The sequence below is a fragment of the Streptomyces sp. NPDC060031 genome (assembly GCF_042736805.1).
GTDB lineage: Bacteria > Actinomycetota > Actinomycetes > Streptomycetales > Streptomycetaceae > Streptomyces.
In genome coordinates, this window is the sequence record NZ_JBHWVM010000006.1 from 88370 (window position 1) to 106682 (window position 18313).

The following is an 18313-nucleotide window of genomic DNA, read 5'->3' on the forward strand; positions in this document are numbered from 1 at the left end:
GCTCCCGCGGTCAGGCCTCCTGCAGCTGGGCCCGGCGCAGCGCCCGGTGCACCCCCTCCGGGGTGAGTACGCCGACCAGCGCGCCGGAGGCCGGATCCGTGACCCCGATCCGCCCCGAGTCCTCCTGCAGCAGCGTCGCGAGCGCCTCGCGCAGCGAAGCCCCGAGCGCCACCGACGCGGCGGGGTCCTGGTCCCGCGGCGCAGGAGCCGTCAGGTCGGCCGCCTCCACCGGGGTGACCGCGAGCCGCTTCAGGCCCCGGTCGGCGCCGACGAAGGAGGCCACGTACTCGGTGGCGGGGGCGGCGAGCACCGCGGCCGGGCTGGCGAACTGTTCGATGGTGCCCGCGCCGTAGACCGCGATGCGGTCGCCGAGCCGGATCGCTTCCTCCAGGTCGTGCGTGACGAGCAGGATCGTCTTGCGCACCGTCTTCTGGAGCGCCAGGAACTCGTTCTGCAGCCGCTCGCGCACCACCGGGTCCACCGCGCCGAACGGCTCGTCCATCAGCAGCACCGGCGGATCCGCCGCGAGCGCGCGGGCGACGCCGACGCGCTGGCGCTGCCCGCCGGAGAGCTGCTCCGGGTAGCGGCCCCCGTGGACGGCCGGGTCCAGCCCCACCAGTTCGAGCAACTCGGCAGCCCGCGCGCGGGCCTTGGCCTTCGGCGTGCCGAGGAGCTGCGGCACGGTCGCCGTGTTCTCCAGCACCGTCTTGTGCGGGAACAGCCCGACCTGCTGGATCACGTACCCGATGCGGCGGCGCAGTTCGACCGGATCGGCGGCGGCGATGTCCTCGCCGTCCAGCAGGATCCGGCCGGAGGTCGGCTCGATGAGCCGGTTGACCATCTTCATCGTCGTGGTCTTGCCGCAGCCGGACGGGCCCACCAGGGTGACCAGCTCGCCCTCCGCCACCTCGAAGGACAGGTCCGCGACGGCCGTCGTCCCGTCGGGGTACCGCTTGGTCACTTGCTCGAATCGGATCACACAGCCATCCTTCCCTACCCGCCTGCCCCCTTGGGCGAAGGGTTTGTAAGGGGAGTGTTGCGTGCCTGCGAACGATTCCGGCCATTGTCGGTGGCGGGGGTTATGGTCACTCGTGGCCGAGCATGCGGCTGCGACGTGCGTTCGATGACAGGGTCGATGACAGGGTCGATGGCAGGGTCGGTGACAGGGGGTGAGCGGCATGGCCGGGCAGAGCTGCCTGGTGGCGAACGACTGGTTGTGCTGGGAGTACGTCACCTCCCGCTCCCAGGAACTCACCGATGCCACCGTCGAACACGTCTGGATCACCGGCCTGTCGGTGCTGATCGGCCTCGCCGTGTCCCTGCCGCTCGCGCTGCTGGCCCGCCGCGGCCGCCGCTGGGCGGCCCCCGTGCTCGGCATCACGACGCTGCTCTACACGATCCCCTCGCTCGCCCTGTTCTCCCTGCTGCTGCCCGTGTTCGGGCTCTCGGCGACGCTGGTGGTGACCGGCCTGGTGCTGTACTCGCTGACCATCCTGGTCCGCAATGTACTGGCCGGCCTGGAAGCCGTTCCCGAGGAGGTGCGGGAAGCCGCGCGCGGCATGGGATACGGCCCCGCACGGCTGCTGTGGCAGGTCGAACTGCCGCTGGCGCTGCCCGCGCTGCTCGCCGGGGTGCGGATCGCCACCGTGTCCACGGTCGCGCTGACCACCGTGGGCTCCATCGTCGGCAAGGGCGGCCTCGGCAATCTCATCGCCCCGGCCGTGAACAGCTCCTTCAAGGCCCAGGTGCTCACCGCCTCGTTGCTGTGCGTGCTGCTCGCGCTGGTGGCCGACCTGCTGCTGCTCGGCATGCAGCGGCTGCTCACGCCGTGGACGCGGGTCGCCCGCGGCGCCGGGGGGTCCTGAGGATGGGTGTCGTGGGAGGGGCCTGGGACTGGCTGGCGAACGGCGCCAACTGGTCCGGCGAGAGCGGCGTCTGGCACCGGCTCGGCGAGCACGTGTACGTCAGCGGGATCGCCCTGGCCATCGCCTGCGCGGTGGCGCTGCCCGTCGGCCTGTGGCTCGGACACCTCGGCAAGGGCGGGACCCTCGCCGTCAACGTCTCCAACATCGGCCGGGCCATCCCGGTCTTCGCGGTGCTGGCGCTGTTCATGGTCTCGCCGCTGCGCAACGCCGGGTACGTGCCGACCATCGCCGCGCTCGTGCTCTTCGCCGTACCGCCGCTGCTGACCAACGCCTACGTCGGGATGCGCGAGGTGGACCGCTCCGTGGTGGAGGCCGCCCGCGGCATGGGGATGTCCGGCGGCCAGCTGTTCTGGCAGGTGGAACTGCCGCTCGCGCGCGGTCTGGTGATGACGGGGCTGCGCTCGGGAGCCGTCCAGGTCATCGCCACCGCCACGATCGCCGCGATGGTCGGGCAGGGCGGCCTCGGCCGGATCATCACGGCCGGCTTCAACACGTACAACACGCCACAGGTCGTCGCGGGCGCCCTCCTGGTGGCGGCGCTGGCCCTGCTGGTGGAGGGCGCGCTGATCGCGGCGGACCGGCTGTTCCCCCGTCCGGCGGCCCGCTGACGTCAGGTCCTCCCTTCTGCGTCCTCGTCCCCGTCCCCGTTTTCTCTTCTCTTCTCTTCTCTTCTCTTCAGCCTGAAGGAGCACAACCATGAGCAAGTCCACGCGCGTCCTCGGCGCTGCCCTGGGTGCGGTGGCCCTGACCGTCTCGCTCACCGCGTGCGGCGGCGACAGCCTGGAGAAGAGCAAGGGCGGCGGCGCCCCGGCTCCCGCGTCCGGTTCCGCGGAAGGCGGCAAGGGCGGCAAGCTGGTGATCGGCGCGGCCGGGTTCACCGAGTCGGACGTGCTCGCCGAGCTGTACGCGCAGGTCCTGAAGGGCGCGGGCTACACCACCTCGATCACCACGGTCAACAACCGTGAGCTGTACGAGCCGTCCCTGGAGAAGGGCGAGATCGACGTGGTCCCGGAGTACGCGGCCACGCTCGCGGAGTTCCTCAACGCCAAGGTGAACGGCTCGAAGGCGCCCGCCGAGAAGCCGGTCGCGTCGAGCGACGTGGCGGCGACGGTGGCGGCGCTGGAGCAGCTGGCCGGCCCGCTGGGCCTGAAGGCGCTGCCTGCGGGTGAGGCGGTCGACCAGAACGCCTTCGCGGTGAGCAGGGAATTCGCGCAGAAGAACAACCTCAAGACCCTTTCCGACCTGGGTAAGTCCGGTCTCAAGGTGAAGATCGCGGCGGGCGACGAATGCACCGTCCGCCCCTTCTGCGCCCCCGGGTTGAAGAAGACGTACGGAATCGACATTTCCGGTATCGACCCGAAGGGCGTCGGCACCCCGCAGGCCAAGCAGGCGGTCAAGGACGGCACCGACCAGCTGGTGCTGACCACGACCACGGACGCCACCCTGGACAGCTACGGCCTGGTGCTGCTGGAGGACGACAAGAAGCTCCAGAACGCCGACAACGTCCTGCCGGTGGTCAACGCCAAGGACGCGGGGGCCCCGGAGATCGCGGCCGCGCTCGACAAGCTCACCAAGGTGCTCACCACTGCGGACCTGGTCGAGCTGAACCGCAAGGTGGACGCGGAGCGCGCGAAGCCCGCGGATGTCGCGAAGGCCTACCTGGAGTCCAAGGGCCTGCTCAAGAAGTAGTCGTTGCGGGGTTGACGGAGAATTGTGGGGTAACTGCTCGGGAACGAATTGCCGGACGGCTACCCCACTCCGGGCCCACGCCCTGTAAATTTCAGGCCATGCCCCGTGGACGCCACCGCAATCCCGAACCCCTGCACCGGCTGCTCACGCCGACGACCGTAGCCGGTGTGTCCGTCACCAGCGCCGGCGCGGCCTGGCTGCTCGCGGAACCGATGGCGCTGCGCCTGCTCGTGGCCCTGACCGCGGCCGCCGGGATCGCCGGCGCCGTCGTCATGCGCTCCTGGGACCGGTCGGCCGGCCGCCGGGTGGCGGAGCTCGCGCGCGAGCGGGTCAAGGACGAGTGGCGGACCGAGGAGCGAATAGCCGAGCTCGAGTCCGACCTCGAAGAGGCACGGGTGCTGCGCGGCAAGCTCGACGCCAAGCTGCGGGCCAAGCGCGTCGAACTCGCGGGCCTGCGCGGCGAGCACGCGGCCCTGCTGCGCCGGTACGCCACCGCCGAGACCGAGCGCGCGAGCGCCCTGGAACGGCGCCGGCTGCTGGCCATCGAGGCCGCGGCGGCCCCGTCGGCCACCGCGCCCAAGGAACTTCCGCCCGTCTCCGAGGAGCGCACCTCCGCCGGTGCGCCCACCGCCGTCGGCTACGCCCGCGCCCACGCGGCCCTGACGGCGCTGGCCCGCAAGGCCGGGGCGGCCGCCCCGGCTCCGGCGGGCCCGGCCGCCCTGCCGGCGGCTCCGGCCGCTCTGGCCCTGGAGGCGCACTCCCGGCCCGCGCCCGGCGGCAGTGGGCCGGCCGCCGCGGTCCCCGCGCGCCGGCTGGCGGCCGCGGTGGCCCCGTACTCCCCGCAGCGCCGGCCGGCGTCCCGCGTCGAGGGCGGCTTCGACTTCTTCGGCACCAAGACCGCGGCGCAGGCCCGTGCGGTCATCGAGTCGGTCCAGAACGAGGACCTGGCCGACGTGGTCGGCGCCGAGGTCCTCGCGGTCCACAAGGCCGAATCCGCCCAGGGCGCCGCGGAACCGGAGTTCAAGCAGGCCACCGCCGAACACCGTGCGGTGGGCCAGGTCATCGACCTGACGGCCCACGACGAGACGGAACCGATCGACGTGGCCCAGCTCCGCACCGCGATCTCCTAGCCCCCGGGTGCGCCCCCCCGTACCGGTCACGGCACTAGAACAGCGGTAGCTGTCCCGGGTGTTGCGGCAGTACGAAGCCGTCCAGTACGGGCGCCGACGCGCCGAGCACCACCCGGGCGCGCGAGCCGGGGCAGGACACGAGGTCGCCGCGGGAGCGCCCGGCCGGGGGGTCGTGGCGGGCGATCCGGCCGGCGGTCACGGCGCAGTCGCGGCCGCATGCGGGGCAGGCCCGGCGGGGGGAGTGGGACATGCCCCCAAGTCTGCCCTGCCGGCACCCTTGTCCGCCCCGTCGGCGCCCCTGTCGGCCTTGCCGGCCAGCCACGCCTCGTGCGCCCGCCCCACCCGCGCCCACAGCGCATCCCGGTCCGCCGGGGTGAGATCGTCGATCCGGCGCCCGAAGACGGTCTCGATGACGCGGAAGAACTCCCCGGGCGTCTCCAACTCCCGTTCGCTGGTGCCCCGCACCGGGTCGATCCGGCTCAACACCCGCCCCCGCAGAGCGTCGACGCCCCGCGCGTCGCGCCGCAGCAGCGCGAGGGTCCGTACGAAACCGGACTCCGCGGAGGTGGACATCCGCAGGTGTTCGGCCTCGAACTCGGCCATGTCGGCGGGCCCCGCGTGGAAGTTCATCACCGGCGCGGATCCGGCGTCGTTCACGTACCGCCAGCCGGCCACCGGACCGCCCAGCTCCTCCAGCCGGTACGTGAAGCCGCCCCGCCGGTACGTGCCCGCGCGCAGCGGCAGCGGCTCGTGCGGCCCGTCGCCGAGCCCGGTGTCGACCACGTACGCCGCGCCGTCCACCCGTACGGTCAGCGCGAGGTGGTCGCCCGTCGCGTCGCGCCGCTCCCGCTCCACCGGGAGGTGCACGGCGGCGAAGTGCCGGGTCACGTCGTAGCCGAGGGCGCGCAGGAGCACCGAGAAGGCCCCGTTGAGGTGCAGGCAGTACCCGCCGCGCCCGGCGGCGATGCGGCGCACGGACAGCTCGGGATCGATGCCGGGCGGCCGGCCGAGCTGGATGTCGAGGTTCTCGTACGGGATGCGTTCGAGGTGGGCCCGCTGGAGCGCGAAGAGCGCCTCGGCGGTGGGGCGCGGCGGCCCGGCGAACCCGAGCCGCCGCAGATAGCCGGCGAGGGGTGCGGAGATCACTTGTCGATGTCTCCGACCACGAAGAACAGCGAGCCCAGGATCGCGACCATGTCGGCGACGAGCTGCCCCGGCAGCAGGACCGACAGGGCCTGGATGTTGTTGTACGAGGCCGAGCGGAGCTTGAGCCGGTACGGAGTCTTCTCGCCCTTGGAGACCAGGTAGTAGCCGTTGATCCCGAGGGGGTTCTCGGTCCAGGCGTACGTCTCGCCCTCGGGCGCCTTCAGCACCTTGGGCAGGCGCTGGTTGATCGGCCCGGGCGGCAGCTCGGCCATCCGGTCCAGGCAGGCCACGGCCAGGTCGAGGGCGTTGTGCGTCTGGCCCAGCAGGACCTCGAAGCGGGCCAGGCAGTCGCCCTCGGTGCGCGTGACGACCTTGAGGACGTCCTGGAGTTCGCCGTAGGCGAGGTACGGCTCGTCGCGGCGCAGGTCGAAGTCGACGCCGGAGGCGCGGGCGATGGGGCCGGAGACCCCGTACGCGTGCACGGCCTCGGCGGACAGGACCCCCACCCCGCGGGTGCGGCCGCGGAAGATCTCGTTGCCCTGGACCAGCTTGTCGTAGACGTCCATGCGGGTGCGGACGTCGGCGATGGCGGCGCGGGCCCGGCCGAGCCAGCCGGCCGGGAGGTCCTCCTTGAGGCCGCCGACGCGGTTGAACATGTAGTGCATGCGGCCGCCGGAGATCTCCTCCAGGACGGCCTGGAGCTCTTCGCGCTCGCGGAACGCATGGAAGATCGGGGTGATCCCACCCAGTTCGAGCGGATACGACCCGAGGAACATCAGGTGGTTCAGCACCCGGTTCAACTCGGCGAGCAGGGTCCGCATCCACACGGCCCGCTCGGGCACCTCCATGCCGAGCATCCGCTCGACGGCCATGACCACGCCGAGCTCGTTGGAGAACGCGGACAGCCAGTCGTGGCGGTTCGCGAGCATCACGATCTGCCGGTAGTCGCGGGCCTCGAAGAGTTTCTCGGCGCCGCGGTGCATATAGCCGACGACCGGCTCGGCGCTGACGATCCGCTCGCCGTCCAGGACGAGGCGCAGGCGCAGGACGCCGTGCGTGGAAGGGTGCTGCGGCCCGATGTTGAGCACCATGTCGGTGCTCTCCGCCGCGCCGCCGATGCCGACCGTGGTCTCCGTCATGCGGGCATTGTCGCAGCCGCCGGGGGTGGCGTGCCGGGCAGGCCGGATCCGCCGCGAGCCCGGCCCGCCCGACACGCCACCCCCCTAGGCTGGGCGCATGGAAACCGGGACGAACGGTGAGACGAACGGGCCCGTGTGGGTGGGGCTGCCGGGTGGGCTGCTCACCCTGCGGCGGCTGCTGCTCGTGGTCTGGACGGGCCTGCTCACGGCGGTGACCGCCGTCCTGCTGGGCCTGCTCGTCGGGCCCGCGTGGGCCGCCGTCGGGGCCTGCTGGCTCGCCGTCGCGGTCTGGGGCTGGGTGCTGCTCGGCCGCAAGTGGCGGTCCTGGCGGTACGCCGAGCGCGCCGACGACCTGCTGATCAGCCGGGGCGTGCTGTGGCAGGAGGAGACCGTGGTCCCGTACGGCCGGATGCAACTGGTCGAGGTGACCTCGGGCCCGCTGGAGCGGCGCTTCGGACTGGCCTCCGTACAGCTGCACACGGCGGCCGCGGCCTCGGACGCTCGGATCCCCGGGCTGGTGCCCGCCGAGGCGGAGCGGCTGCGCGACCGGCTGACCGAGCTCGGCGGGGCAAGGTCGGCGGGGCTGTGAGCCTGGGACCGGTGCACCAGGGACCGGTGCACCAGGGACCGGTACACCAGGGACCGGTGACCCAGGGGCCCGTCCGCGACGCCGAGCGGCGGCTGCACCCCCTCACCCCGCTGCGCCGCGCCTGGGTGCCGATCGCCGCGACCGTCGGCGTGATCGCCCAGCAGGGCGAGAACGTGACGCGGTGGATAGTGGACCTCTCCGCCGTCCTGCGGGTGCTGGGGGTCGCCGGGCTGATCCTGGTCTTCGGCGCGTACGGCTTCCTCAGCTGGTGGTTCACGCACTACGCCGTCACCGACACCGAGCTGCGCATCCGCAGCGGTCTGCTCTTCCGCCGCACCGCGCACATCCGGGTCGACCGGATCCAGGCGGTGGACGTCACCCGGCCGCTACTGGCCCGCGTCGCCGGGGTCGCCAAGCTCCGGCTCGACGTGATCGGCACGGAGGACAAGGACGAGCTGGCCTTCCTGAGCGAGAGGGACGCGGTCGCGCTGCGCGCCGAACTCCTCGCGCGGGCGGCCGGCTTCGCCCCGGCGGAGGCGGCCGCGCTGGGCGAGGCCCCCGAGCGGGAACTGCTGCGCGTGCGCCCCCGGGACCTCGTGGTCTCGCTCCTGCTCAGCCTCGGTTTCTGGGCGGCGGTACTGGGCGGGCTCGGCGCGCCGGCGGCGGTGTGGTGGGTCAGCTCCAACCCCTGGGCCGCCCTCGTCACCCTCCTGCCGGTGCTCGGCGCGGTCTGGGCGGGCACCGTCGGCCGCTTCCTCGCGGAGTACGACTGGACGGTCGCGGAGTCCCCCGACGGGCTCCGGCTCGACCACGGACTGCTGGACCGGGCCCACGAGACGGTGCCGCCCGGGCGCGTGCAGAGCGTACGGATCGTGGAGCCGCTGCTGTGGCGGCGGCGCGGCTGGGTCCGGGTGGAGCTGGCGGTGGCCGGCTCGAAGAACGACGTCCTGGTCCCGGTGGCCTCCCGGGCGGCGGCGCACGCGGTGGTCGCCCGGGTCCTGCCGGGCGTGGACCTCGCCGGGCTGGAGTTCACCCCGTCCCCGCAGGCGGGGGCGCGGTGGGTGGTCCCGGTGTGGTGGAAGGGGTACGGCCTGGCCGTCTCCCCGGACGTGTTCGCCGCCCGCCACGGGCGCCTGTGCCGGCGTACGGAGATCGTGCCGCACGCCAAGGTGCAGAGCGTCCGCCTGAGCCAGGGCCCCTGGGAGCGCGCCCGCGGCGTCGCCGACGTACACGTGGACACCGGCGCCAACGGCACGGTCACGGCCCGGCTGCGCCCCTCGGCCGGAGCCGCCGCGCTCCTGCACGCGCAGGCGGCCCGCTCCCGTACCTCCCGGGCGTCGGCCCGCCCGGACCGCTGGATGACCTGACGGAGTCGTACTAGAACTAGGCCGACGCGGACGAGAACCTGAACTGGGCGGTCTCGGTGGGCTCCACGATCGTGCGGGCCCATCAGCATGCCGGCTGGGGCCCGCAAAAAGGGGTCCCAGCCGGCAAGCCGGATGACCTGCCGTCGGCCGGTCCCGCGGTGGGCTGACCACGACGATCCACCTCGCGGCCGGTGGACGCTCGATTGGTCCTCCTCGGGTCAATGAGGCTCGGTCAGTGACGGCCGGTTTCGAGGTAAAGCCCTGCACCATGCGAAAGCACGACCTTCGCAAAGATGCCGCCCAGCTGCGAACGGGCAACGCACGCAGCACGATGGCCACTTGGCGCAACCTCGCCTCGGCGCCCTCCGCCTTACCGGACACCGCGCGATCACTGCAGGGCTCCCGCAGGAAATACCCGCGACGACATCCGGCCCCTCGCGCGGTCCTCGCCATCCCGTGATCAAAAAGGGAGAATTACAGCTTCACGCCGAAGATCGGCGGTACTGGCAACTCGCCGTCCGTAGTGCAGAATCGGTCGCCTCGCCACGGGATATCTTGCTCAGGATAGACACCAACTCGCTCAGGATAGACGCCAACTCGTAAATAGAGGCACAGTGGAATAATGCCAGCTGAGATCCATGCGCGACTAGGGGCGCGGACACGACGCGATGCCGCGAATCTACTCAACAGGCGATCAAAGAACGTCAAGCGTAGGCTGGAAGGTGCTTCAGCGGAGGCTAGCGTTCCCTGGTGAGCATATGCACCCAACCCAGATCCGCATGCCAGGATCGGAGACTGTGATGGCTTCCCAGCTTATCGTGCCGATCATACGAGGCTACGACTTCGGTATCGGAGCCGAACTCAACACCGGAACTCCTATGTCCCGAGTCGTTGAGGGTGAGCGCAGCACTACGGAAGGCTCAGGCGGCGCGATCGTCAACTTTGCTCTGCAGCGCGTTCATACGACCAAAGAGCTGGAGCAATCCTTGGGAATCGATGTCGACTTGAACCTCGGTTGCGCGGCATTCGGTGCTGGCGTAAGTAACCGATTCTCATTCGCCAAGAACTCTAAAATCCAGTCGAGTTCACTATTTATGACAATCACTATAAACATGAATCTCGCGTCCATGTCCATTGATGAGCCTGTGCTTACGCCTGATGCAAGTGCGCTCGTTGATAACTCGCTAGTGTTCGCCCAGCGCTTCGGCAATATGTTTGTCCGCGGCGTGGGTCGAGGAGGATTGTTCGTGGGTGTGCTGCGCATCGAAACGTCCAGTAGCGAAGAAGCGCAGTCAATGTCAGATGACCTGTCAGGTAGCTACGGGCTATTCTCCGGAGACGCCCAGGTGAAGTTGTCCAACGTCCAGAAGTCGCACCAATCAGACCTGAGTTATCTCATGTACCACGAGGGCGGCCCTGTGGACTTGGAAGTGAAGCGCCCGGATGACCCGATAGAAATGCTGAATAACGCTAGCTTGTTCATACAGAGCTTTCACGAGCGACCGGACGAGGTGGCGGTCCCATACGATGCGGTGTTGGCTCCTATCACGATGGCGCGAGGTCCCTTGCCTCCGAACGCTGCCGATGTCCAACACGCCCAGGATGTCTTGATCTTCTGCTCTCGTCAACGAAGCGTGCTGCTTGACCAGCTGAACCTCTTGCAGTACATCGTCGATAACCCCTCCCGTTTCGACTTCTCCAACGGATCGGACCGACAAGCAATTGGTGCTGCAGCAACCGCCAAGCAGACAGATGTGGATCTCATTGCGGATTGCGCCAGTCAGGCCATGAACAGCCCCTCACAGGCAGCCTTGCCTGCGGTCTTTGCCACCCAGCACGGGACCCACTTCCCGATGACAGAAATGCCTGATCCGTTGCCTCTGGCGAAGACGGGTGAGCCTGTCGTCACGGCTCCACCCGTGCCCACCAGTCCGCCCGTGCAAGTCCATGCGAGCGATCTGGGCATAAGGCTGGCCCCGCGGCCAGGGATGATACTCGGCCCCTGAGGGTTGACACCACTCTGCGGCATCTCGCCGAGGCACTTACCCACGGGACAGAGGGGTAGAAGAACCGGACGAGATCATCTGTGGCAGAGATACAGGCTAGTGGTGAACGTTCCGATTCTCTCGAAGGAGAGACACCGTGTCGTACCAGGAAGAATTCGCTACCGCCATGGCGAGCCAGGGCGTTGCCATCGACGCCGGTATGGTGCCCGATCAAGCCACAGTCGACAATGATCTCAATCAGCTGAGCGACTGGCTCACGTCGCTTGAGACCGACACCCTGGCCGCGATCGACAGGGTGACGGCCGACTTCCCAGTTAAGGCCCACCTTGCGGATCCTTCGGTCGGCGTCGCCCCAAACTTGGGAGCACTTCTGCAAGCCTTCGACAACCTTGAGTCCAGCATCCCCGTCTCCTCAACCCTCAACATGATGAGGGCTGCTTCGACACAGGCTGCCGCAGCCGCCGAAGGCGTCGCCTAGCCAATGCGAGGGCGGCAGACGAGACCACAGGTAGCAGACGATCGCTCGTAGGGCGGAGGACTCTGATGACTACTCAGATTGACGACTTTAAGGAATGCTGCAGGATCCAAGGCGGGTTGGATCTGGAAGCCGTGGACGTCGCATTCATTGAGCCGCTGAAAGACCTCCACGCTTGGTGGCAGCGTCAGGCTGGTTCTACGCAAGCATTCCTCGGCTTCTTGGGGACTGGAGCCCTGACGGCGTTCGTGGCCGACCTTTTCAAGACGACCGCGTCGGTAGTTGCGCAGAGTTTCGGCGCTGCTGTTGCAGCCGTCACCTTGGGTATCGGCCTTGGCGTCGCGATGGACGTTCTCGGGCGATGCAAGCTCCAAGAGATTGAGCACATGGTCGACGGGTGAAGGCCGTGCTCGGCTGGGATACCGCCGCTCCACGCCTGCGGTCGGTGAGCAAGGCTCGGTAGGCGCGGTCGGGCTGGCGCATCGAGCACGACTACCGCGAGGTGAAACAGGCCTTGGGCCTGGCCCACTTCGAGGGCCGCACCTGGAACGGATGGCACCACCACGTCACCCTCGTCTCCGTCGCCCACGCCTTCTGCACCCTGCAACGACTGGCCAGAGCCCCAAAAGACACGGCGCCGGCCTGAGCCTCTACCGCATCATCCGCGAGCTACAGACCCTCCTCGCGACATGGACCGGCGTCTGCCCCACCTGCCACCACGGCATACCCACACCAGCCCAACCCGACCAGGCCCTGCCAGCGCTGTGACCCGGGTGGTCGGCCGGGTTGCCCGTCGGCTCCGGGGTCAGGCGGCGGACGGCTCCGCGGGCTCCCGGGTGCGGTAGCCGAAGACGAGGCGCAGCAGGCGGACCCGGGCGGACCAGCGGGCCGGGTGGGGCAGGTGGTGCGTGGCCGCGCGCTGGATGTTGTCGAAGACGTCCTGGAGCAGGGCTTCGTGCAGCCAGCGGATCACCAGGGGCCACATCAGGAGCATCTTGCCCTCAAGGCGCCCTGCGGCGGTGTGGGAGACCCGGCAGCGGGCCGGCCCCTCGGGGGTGATCAGGAATTCGTGGTACCCGGTCATGCCGAGCCCGGGAGCGAAGGTGAACCGGACCCTTCGGCCCGGTTCGTGAGCGGCGACCGAGTAGCGGATCCTGCCGTGGCCGCCGCTCGAACCGACCGCCAGGCCCGCGTCGAGGCTCAGCGGGGACCAGGCCGGGGTGGGCCAGATCAGGTCCTGCGGGGAGCCCAGCCGGTCGAGGAGGGCGCCGACCTCGGCGGCGGGCGCGTCGATGAGGCGCTGCTGGAAGTTCTGCACGTCGTCTCCTTGCCCCAGCCTCCATACGGAGGCGTATGGAATGACCGTACGGTAGCGTATGGACGTGGATCAAGGGCGACGACGACTGACGGCGGACGACTGGGCGGCGGCAGCGCTCGACGCGATCGGCGAGCGCGGGCTCGGCGCGGTGGCCGTGGAACCGCTCGCCGCGCGGCTGGGCACCACCAAGGGCAGCTTCTACTGGCACTTCACCCACCGCGACGCGCTCATCGAGGCGGCCCTCGCGCTGTGGGAGAGCCGGTTCACCGAGGCCACCATCACGATGCTGGCCGCCGAGCCCGACCCCAGGGCCCGACTGCGGGCCCTGCTCACGCGGGTGACCGGGGGCGCCGGACGGGGCGCCGCGGCGGCGAATCTGCTCGCGTCGGCCGACCACGAGCTGGTGGCGCCGGTGGTGCGACGCGTGGTGCAGCGACGGCTCGACTACACGATCGAGCTCTTCCAGGAGATCGGCTTCCCGCCGGCCGTCGCGGCCCAGCGCGCGATGCTCGGCTACGCCGCGTACGTCGGCCACGACGAGCTGGCGACGCGGCTTCCCGGCGTGCTCCCCCTCAGCAGCGACAGCCAACTGGCCGGCTACATCGACTCGGTGCTCGACCTGCTCCTGCACGGCGCGCCCGCCCGCCCCTAGCCCGTACGACCGCCAGCCGGGGCCGGGGCCGGCGACAGCACGGCGAGCACCGCCCCGGCGAGGTGTCAGTTCGTCGTCACGTGCCGGGGTTGCCGCCCGCGCGGACCAGCCCCGTCTCGTACGCGAGCACCACGACCTGGACCCGGTCGCGCAGGTTCAGCTTGGTCAGGATCCGGCCCACGTGGGTCTTGACGGTGGCCTCCGACAGCACCAGCCGGGCCGCGATCTCACCGTTCGACAGGCCCTGGGCGACCAGCAGCATGACCTCGCGCTCGCGCTCGGTCAGCCGCTCGACGTCCTTGTTCCGCGGCTCCTGCGCGGTGGTCGGCAGCATCGGGGCGAACCGGTCCAGCAGGCGCCGGGTCGTGGACGGGGCCACCACGGCGTCGCCGCTGTGCACGGACCGGATGGCCGCCAGCAGCTCGCCCGGCGGGACGTCCTTGAGCATGAAGCCGCTGGCACCGGCCTTCAGGCCGGAGAAGGCGTACTCGTCGAGGTCGAAGGTGGTCAGGATGATGACCTTGGGGTGTTCCTCCGGCTCGCAGATCCGGCGCGTGGCCTCGACCCCGTCGAGCCTGGGCATGCGGACGTCCATCAGCACCACGTCCACCTTGGTGGCCCGCAGCACCTCCAGCGCCTCCAGGCCGTCCCCGGCCTCGGCGACGACGTCCATGTCCGGCTGTGCGGCGAGCACCATCCGGAAGCCGGTGCGCAGCAGGACCTGATCGTCGACCAGCATCACTCGGATGGACATGAATTACCTCTTCTGAGTCTTCTGCGTCTTCTACGTCTTCTTGAGCGGGAGCAGAGCGCTGATCCGGAAGCCGCCGCCCGGGCGCGGGCCCGCGTCCAGGGTTCCCCCGACCATACCGATGCGCTCGCGCATGCCGATCAGCCCGTGTCCGGCGCCGTCCGCGCCGCCGTCCTCGTACATCTCGTGCGGGGAGCCCCGGCCGTCGTCCTCGACCAGCAGGCCGAGCCCGTCGTCGAAGTAGACCAGCCGGACGCTCGCCTTGGCGGCCGGGCCGCCGTGCTTGCGGGTGTTGGTCAGGGCCTCCTGCACGATCCGGTACGCCGTCAGCTCCACACCGCTGGGCAGCCGGCGCGGGGTGCCCTCGACCTCGAAGTCCACCGTGAGCCCGGCCGCCCGTACCTGCTCGACCAGGACCTCGATCTGCTCGACGTCCGGCTGCGGCACGTAGTCCTCGGACTCCTGCGGCTCGCCGGTGCGCAGGACGCCCAGCAGGCGGCGCATCTCGGCCAGCGCCTGGCGCCCGGTGCCGGAGATGGTCTGCAGGGCTTCCTTGGCCTGTTCCGGGGCCACGTCCATCACGTACGCGGCGCCGTCGGCCTGGACCACCATCACCGAGACGTTGTGCGCGACGACGTCGTGCAGCTCGCGGGCGATCCGGGCGCGCTCGGCGGCGACGGCCACCTTGGCCTGGGCCGCGCGCTCCTTCTCCAGGCGCTGGTTCCGCTCGATGAGCTGGGCGTAGTAGGCCCGGCGGGTGCGCAGGGAGTCGCCCATCACCCAGGCGAGGACGAAGGGGACGATCATGAAGAGGGTGAAGAGGACGTTGTCGACGGTGTTGGTGCCCTTGTCCACGCCGTACCGCAGGAAGTACAGCGGGGCGGCGACCAGCCCCCAGCCCAGGGCGGTACGGGAGACCCAGCGCGGGACCTCGCTCGCGGCGACCGTGAAGAGGATCACGAACATGGCGACGTCGTAGAACCCCGCGACGATGCCCAGCGCCAGCTGGTAGACCCCCGCTCCGAGGGTGAGCCAGAACATCGCCTGCGTCCACTTGCGGCGCAGTGCCACGGCGGTGCTCAGCGCGATCACCACGGGAACGGCAGCGAGCTTCAGCCCGGTGCTGAGCCCGGACTCCGCCGCGACGTTCAGCATCGAGAACCCGAACAGGAGGACAGCCCAGAAGCTGTCGACGCCCGTCGGGTGTCTGCGGAGGAAGTCGTAGAGGCGTTGCACGTAACCCAGAGTAGGGAACGGATATAGGTGCTGGAGTCAACCACAGGTGCGATCCGGTCCGAGGGGGTGTACTCCCCAAGGTGGACGTGAGCTTAGCCTTTCAGCGATGAGCACTCAGGGTGAACGCGTAGGTCCGGCGACTCCCGCGGGGCCCCCGGTCCGGTGGCTGACGGCGATGGAGCAGGCGCTGTACGGGCCGGGTGGTTTCTACGTACGCCCTGGCGGGCCGGGTCCGGCCGGGCACTTCCGGACCTCGGTGCACGCCTCGCCGCTCTACGCGGGGGCGGTGGCCCGCCTCCTGCTGTGGGTGGATGCCGAGCTCGGCCGCCCGGAGGAGCTGGACCTGGTCGACGTGGGGGCCGGGCGGGGGGAGCTGCTGTCCGGGGTACTGGCCGCGCTGCCGGGGGAGGTGGCCGCGCGGGTGCGGGCGTACGGGGTGGAACGCGCGGGCCGGCCCGACGGGCTGGACGGGCGGATCCGCTGGGTGGCCGAGGCGCCCCGGCGGACGCGGGGGCTGCTCTTCGCGAACGAGTGGCTCGACAACGTTCCCCTGGAGATCGCCGAGGACGGGAGGTACGTCCTGGTGGCGCCCGACGGCACGGAGAGCGCGGGCGAACCGGTGCGCGGCGAGGACCTGGCGTGGCTGGAGCGCTGGTGGCCGGGCCCGGGCCGGGTGGAGATCGGCCGGGCGCGGGACGAGGCGTGGGCGGGGGCCGTCGCCACCGTCGAGCGGGGGCTCGCGGTGGCGGTGGACTACGCGCACGTGCGGGGGGCGCGGCCGCCGTACGGGACGCTGACGGGCTTTCGCGCGGGGCGGGAGGTCGCGCCGGTGCCGGACGGGAGCTGCGACGTGACCGCGCACGTGGCGCTGGACGCGTGTGCGGGGCCGGGTGCGGTGCTGCTCCCTCAGCGGGAGGCTCTGGCCGCGCTCGGCGTCTTGGGCGCGAGGCCGGCGCTGGCGCTGGCTTCGGCGGATCCGGTGGCGTACGTCCGGGCCCTCGCCTCCGCCGGCGAGGCGGCCGAGCTGACCGCCCGCGGCGGGCTGGGGGACTTCGGCTGGCTGGTGCAGCCGGTCGGAACCGCCCCCTGGCCCGGGACCCCCGGGCTCCGCCCGGACCCTGCCCCGGACTCCGTCCGGGAGGGGCGCCCGCCCAGACGCCGGACGGGCTGACATCGCCCTGCGGGCAACCCAGCCCGTCCGGGCGGAATTCCGCTACTGCTTCGCCTCGTGGTCGTGACCCTCGCGGAGGCCGCCGCCGGCGCCCGCGGAGCCGTCCGTCGGCTTCGAGGCGACCGGCTGCGTCAGCGGAGCGAGGTCGTACGCGTAGTGGCCCACCGCGTTCGCGATGACGTCGACGTTGATGTCGAGCGCCTTCTGGTCGATGTTCGCGATCGTGTCGCCCTTGCCGTGGTAGTTCACGTCGTACGCGACCCCGGCCCGGCCGCCGAACTTCGCTGCCTGGGCCTGCGTCTTGATGCCCTCCGCGCCCGTGTCCGTGCCGCCGGACGGGATGCCCGCCTCGATGAACGGGCCGTAGTCCGAGCGGCCGGTGAAGTCCGAGCCCTCGTGCGGGATGTTCCGCGCGTCGAGGAAGTCGGTGATGCCCTTCTCCAGCTGCGCCGAGCCCTCCGGGCCGGGGCCCGAGCCGACGTGGTCGGAGTCGTCGCCGTCGTACACGAAGTACGCGGCGTTCGGCGAGGCGATCATGTCGAAGTTCAGGTAGAGCCTGATCTGCTTCTTCTGCTCCGCCGTCAGCCCGCCGACGTACGCCTCGGAGCCGAGCAGACCGAACTCCTCCGCCGACCACCAGGCGAACTTGACCTTGTTCTTGATCTTCGTCTGGCTGCTCGCGAGCCGCTGCGCGACCTGCAGGATGCCGGCCGAGCCGGAGCCGTTGTCGTTGATGCCGGGGCCCGCCGCGACCGAGTCGAGGTGCGCGCCGAGGAAGACGGTGTTGTTCTCGTCGCCGCCGCGGGTCTCCGCGACGACGTTGTACGTCTTGCGGTTCTCGCGGAACTCGCGGATGTCCAGGGTGACCTCGACCGGGCCGGCCGCGGCCTCGGCGGCGAGCTTCTCGCCCTCCTCCTGGGAGAGGCCGCCGGTGGGGACCTTGCCCGCGTCCGGCTCGCCCAGGGTGCCGTTCAGGGCGCCCGCGGTGTTGTTGTAAATGACCGCACCGACCGCGCCCGCCGCCGCCGCGTTGGCCTGCTTGGCCGCGAAGGTGCAGCCGCCGCGCTTGATCAGGGCGATCCGGCCGGTGAAGGCGCCCCCGGCGAAGTCGCCGGGCTCGCAGCCGTTCGTGTTGTCCGCGTCGACGGGGGCGACGGCGATCCGCGCCCTCACACCGTCCGCCGGGCCGCTCGCGGTGTACGTCATCAGCTTGATCGGGACGTCGCGGCCGGCGGCCCCGTTCACCGTGAGCGTCTCGGCGACCGTCTCGACGTACACGAAGTCGAACTCGTTCTTCGTGACCTTGTAACCCGCGGCGCGCATCACGGCCTCGACGTACTGCGCGGACTGCACGTGGCCCTTGGAGCCGGCCACGCGGGTGCCCTTGTTGTAGTCGGCGATGGCCTGCAGGACCTTCAGGTGGTTGTTGGCGCCCTTGCCGGTCGCCTCCTTGACCAGCTTCTTGGCCAGGGCGTCCCCCCGGGCCGCGTCGCTCTGCGGAGAGCCGGTGGCTCCGGCCGGTCCGGCGAGCAGCAGCGGGGAAACGAGGGCCGCGGCAGCCAGGGCGGCCGTTGCTGCGGCTATACGACGTGAGGGCATGAAGGTCCTTCCACGAAAGTGCACGGACAGGCGTGAGCAGTACGTGTGACGCGGGGGGAGCGGTGGACGCACGTTAGACAGCAAGTGGCCGCCCTGGCCAGAGTTTTCGCCGATTCCGGT

The 18313-nt window shown here is 70.7% G+C and carries 19 protein-coding genes and 1 pseudogene; 12 read left to right on the plus strand and 8 right to left on the minus strand.

Annotation, left to right across the window (positions count from 1 at the left end; translation table 11 throughout):
- Positions 1-10: 10 nt before the first annotated feature.
- Positions 11-979 (minus strand): ABC transporter ATP-binding protein, encoded by a 969-nt coding sequence (locus ACFWB8_RS04215; RefSeq protein WP_385222230.1) that lies wholly within the window; start codon positions 977-979, stop codon positions 11-13.
- Between the two features lie 199 nt (positions 980-1178).
- Between ACFWB8_RS04215 and ACFWB8_RS04220 the strand changes: the two genes are divergently transcribed.
- From ACFWB8_RS04220 to ACFWB8_RS04235, 4 genes are all read left to right on the plus strand, one after another.
- Entirely contained in the window at positions 1179-1865 is a 687-nt protein-coding gene (locus ACFWB8_RS04220) for an ABC transporter permease (RefSeq protein WP_385222233.1), read from the plus strand.
- Between the two features lie 2 nt (positions 1866-1867).
- Positions 1868-2533 (plus strand): ABC transporter permease, encoded by a 666-nt coding sequence (locus ACFWB8_RS04225; protein WP_385222236.1) that lies wholly within the window; start codon positions 1868-1870, stop codon positions 2531-2533.
- Between the two features lie 88 nt (positions 2534-2621).
- Positions 2622-3614, plus strand: a complete 993-nt coding sequence (locus ACFWB8_RS04230; RefSeq protein ID WP_385222239.1) for a glycine betaine ABC transporter substrate-binding protein — start codon at positions 2622-2624, stop codon at positions 3612-3614.
- 98 nt (positions 3615-3712) lie between these two features.
- Entirely contained in the window at positions 3713-4744 is a 1032-nt protein-coding gene (locus ACFWB8_RS04235; protein WP_385222241.1) for a hypothetical protein, read from the plus strand.
- Between the two features lie 34 nt (positions 4745-4778).
- Here ACFWB8_RS04235 and ACFWB8_RS04240 read toward each other — a convergent pair whose 3' ends face one another.
- From ACFWB8_RS04240 to ACFWB8_RS04250, 3 genes are read right to left on the minus strand one after another with little or no spacing between them, the layout of a single operon-like run.
- Complete coding sequence (locus ACFWB8_RS04240) at positions 4779-4994, minus strand: hypothetical protein (protein ID WP_385222244.1); 216 nt, start codon at positions 4992-4994, stop codon at positions 4779-4781.
- Positions 4940-5890, minus strand: a complete 951-nt coding sequence (locus ACFWB8_RS04245) for an arylamine N-acetyltransferase (RefSeq protein WP_385222247.1) — start codon at positions 5888-5890, stop codon at positions 4940-4942. The genes ACFWB8_RS04240 and ACFWB8_RS04245 overlap by 55 nt, the downstream gene beginning before the upstream one ends.
- On the minus strand, positions 5887-7029 hold the full coding sequence (locus ACFWB8_RS04250; RefSeq protein ID WP_385222250.1) for an NADH-quinone oxidoreductase subunit D: 1143 nt from the start codon (positions 7027-7029) through the stop codon (positions 5887-5889). The genes ACFWB8_RS04245 and ACFWB8_RS04250 overlap by 4 nt, the downstream gene beginning before the upstream one ends.
- Positions 7030-7126: 97 nt before the next feature.
- Between ACFWB8_RS04250 and ACFWB8_RS04255 the strand changes: the two genes are divergently transcribed.
- From ACFWB8_RS04255 to ACFWB8_RS04280, 6 genes and pseudogenes are all read left to right on the plus strand, one after another.
- Positions 7127-7618 (plus strand): PH domain-containing protein, encoded by a 492-nt coding sequence (locus ACFWB8_RS04255; protein WP_385222253.1) that lies wholly within the window; start codon positions 7127-7129, stop codon positions 7616-7618.
- 56 nt (positions 7619-7674) lie between these two features.
- Positions 7675-8985, plus strand: coding sequence for a PH domain-containing protein (locus ACFWB8_RS04260; protein WP_385222256.1), 1311 nt, complete (start codon positions 7675-7677; stop codon positions 8983-8985).
- 800 nt (positions 8986-9785) lie between these two features.
- On the plus strand, positions 9786-10991 hold the full coding sequence (locus ACFWB8_RS04265; protein WP_385222259.1) for a hypothetical protein: 1206 nt from the start codon (positions 9786-9788) through the stop codon (positions 10989-10991).
- A gap of 136 nt (positions 10992-11127) precedes the next feature.
- Positions 11128-11469 (plus strand): hypothetical protein, encoded by a 342-nt coding sequence (locus ACFWB8_RS04270; RefSeq protein ID WP_385222262.1) that lies wholly within the window; start codon positions 11128-11130, stop codon positions 11467-11469.
- Between the two features lie 65 nt (positions 11470-11534).
- Positions 11535-11867 (plus strand): hypothetical protein, encoded by a 333-nt coding sequence (locus ACFWB8_RS04275; RefSeq protein ID WP_385222265.1) that lies wholly within the window; start codon positions 11535-11537, stop codon positions 11865-11867.
- 62 nt (positions 11868-11929) lie between these two features.
- A pseudogene (locus ACFWB8_RS04280) lies at positions 11930-12112 on the plus strand (IS701 family transposase); the annotation flags it as partial.
- 159 nt (positions 12113-12271) lie between these two features.
- Here the strand turns inward: ACFWB8_RS04280 and ACFWB8_RS04285 are convergent.
- Positions 12272-12784 (minus strand): SRPBCC family protein, encoded by a 513-nt coding sequence (locus ACFWB8_RS04285; protein WP_385222268.1) that lies wholly within the window; start codon positions 12782-12784, stop codon positions 12272-12274.
- Positions 12785-12848: 64 nt separating this feature from the next.
- On the opposite strand from ACFWB8_RS04285, the gene ACFWB8_RS04290 reads away from it, so the two are divergent.
- Positions 12849-13436 carry a TetR/AcrR family transcriptional regulator gene (locus ACFWB8_RS04290; RefSeq protein WP_385222271.1) on the plus strand — a complete coding sequence of 196 codons (588 nt, stop codon included), beginning with the start codon at positions 12849-12851 and terminating at the stop codon, positions 13434-13436.
- Positions 13437-13512: 76 nt separating this feature from the next.
- Here ACFWB8_RS04290 and ACFWB8_RS04295 read toward each other — a convergent pair whose 3' ends face one another.
- Both ACFWB8_RS04295 and ACFWB8_RS04300 read right to left on the minus strand, forming a co-directional pair.
- A complete protein-coding gene (locus ACFWB8_RS04295) occupies positions 13513-14190 on the minus strand; it encodes a response regulator (RefSeq protein WP_385222274.1) in 678 nt (225 codons plus the stop codon).
- 30 nt (positions 14191-14220) lie between these two features.
- Positions 14221-15423, minus strand: a complete 1203-nt coding sequence (locus ACFWB8_RS04300; RefSeq protein ID WP_385222276.1) for a sensor histidine kinase — start codon at positions 15421-15423, stop codon at positions 14221-14223.
- Positions 15424-15529: 106 nt separating this feature from the next.
- On the opposite strand from ACFWB8_RS04300, the gene ACFWB8_RS04305 reads away from it, so the two are divergent.
- A complete protein-coding gene (locus ACFWB8_RS04305; protein ID WP_385222279.1) occupies positions 15530-16594 on the plus strand; it encodes an SAM-dependent methyltransferase in 1065 nt (354 codons plus the stop codon).
- A gap of 42 nt (positions 16595-16636) precedes the next feature.
- Here the strand turns inward: ACFWB8_RS04305 and ACFWB8_RS04310 are convergent, their stop codons facing one another.
- Positions 16637-18193 carry a M28 family metallopeptidase gene (locus ACFWB8_RS04310; RefSeq protein WP_385222282.1) on the minus strand — a complete coding sequence of 519 codons (1557 nt, stop codon included), beginning with the start codon at positions 18191-18193 and terminating at the stop codon, positions 16637-16639.
- Between the last annotated feature and the right edge of the window lie 120 nt (positions 18194-18313).

What these genes read in the sequence shown, in the direction of transcription:
- ACFWB8_RS04250 (WP_385222250.1), bottom strand. Translation starts at nt 7,029, where the DNA reads ATGACGGAGACCACGGTCGGCATCGGCGGCGCGGCGGAGAGCACCGAC.
- ACFWB8_RS04310 (WP_385222282.1), bottom strand. Translation starts at nt 18,193, where the DNA reads ATGCCCTCACGTCGTATAGCCGCAGCAACGGCCGCCCTGGCTGCCGCG.
- ACFWB8_RS04275 (WP_385222265.1), top strand. Translation starts at nt 11,535, where the DNA reads ATGACTACTCAGATTGACGACTTTAAGGAATGCTGCAGGATCCAAGGC.
- ACFWB8_RS04230 (WP_385222239.1), top strand. Translation starts at nt 2,622, where the DNA reads ATGAGCAAGTCCACGCGCGTCCTCGGCGCTGCCCTGGGTGCGGTGGCC.
- ACFWB8_RS04225 (WP_385222236.1), top strand. Translation starts at nt 1,868, where the DNA reads ATGGGTGTCGTGGGAGGGGCCTGGGACTGGCTGGCGAACGGCGCCAAC.
- ACFWB8_RS04235 (WP_385222241.1), top strand. Translation starts at nt 3,713, where the DNA reads ATGCCCCGTGGACGCCACCGCAATCCCGAACCCCTGCACCGGCTGCTC.
- ACFWB8_RS04295 (WP_385222274.1), bottom strand. Translation starts at nt 14,190, where the DNA reads ATGTCCATCCGAGTGATGCTGGTCGACGATCAGGTCCTGCTGCGCACC.
- ACFWB8_RS04220 (WP_385222233.1), top strand. Translation starts at nt 1,179, where the DNA reads ATGGCCGGGCAGAGCTGCCTGGTGGCGAACGACTGGTTGTGCTGGGAG.
- ACFWB8_RS04305 (WP_385222279.1), top strand. Translation starts at nt 15,530, where the DNA reads ATGAGCACTCAGGGTGAACGCGTAGGTCCGGCGACTCCCGCGGGGCCC.
- ACFWB8_RS04265 (WP_385222259.1), top strand. Translation starts at nt 9,786, where the DNA reads ATGGCTTCCCAGCTTATCGTGCCGATCATACGAGGCTACGACTTCGGT.
- ACFWB8_RS04240 (WP_385222244.1), bottom strand. Translation starts at nt 4,994, where the DNA reads ATGTCCCACTCCCCCCGCCGGGCCTGCCCCGCATGCGGCCGCGACTGC.
- ACFWB8_RS04255 (WP_385222253.1), top strand. Translation starts at nt 7,127, where the DNA reads ATGGAAACCGGGACGAACGGTGAGACGAACGGGCCCGTGTGGGTGGGG.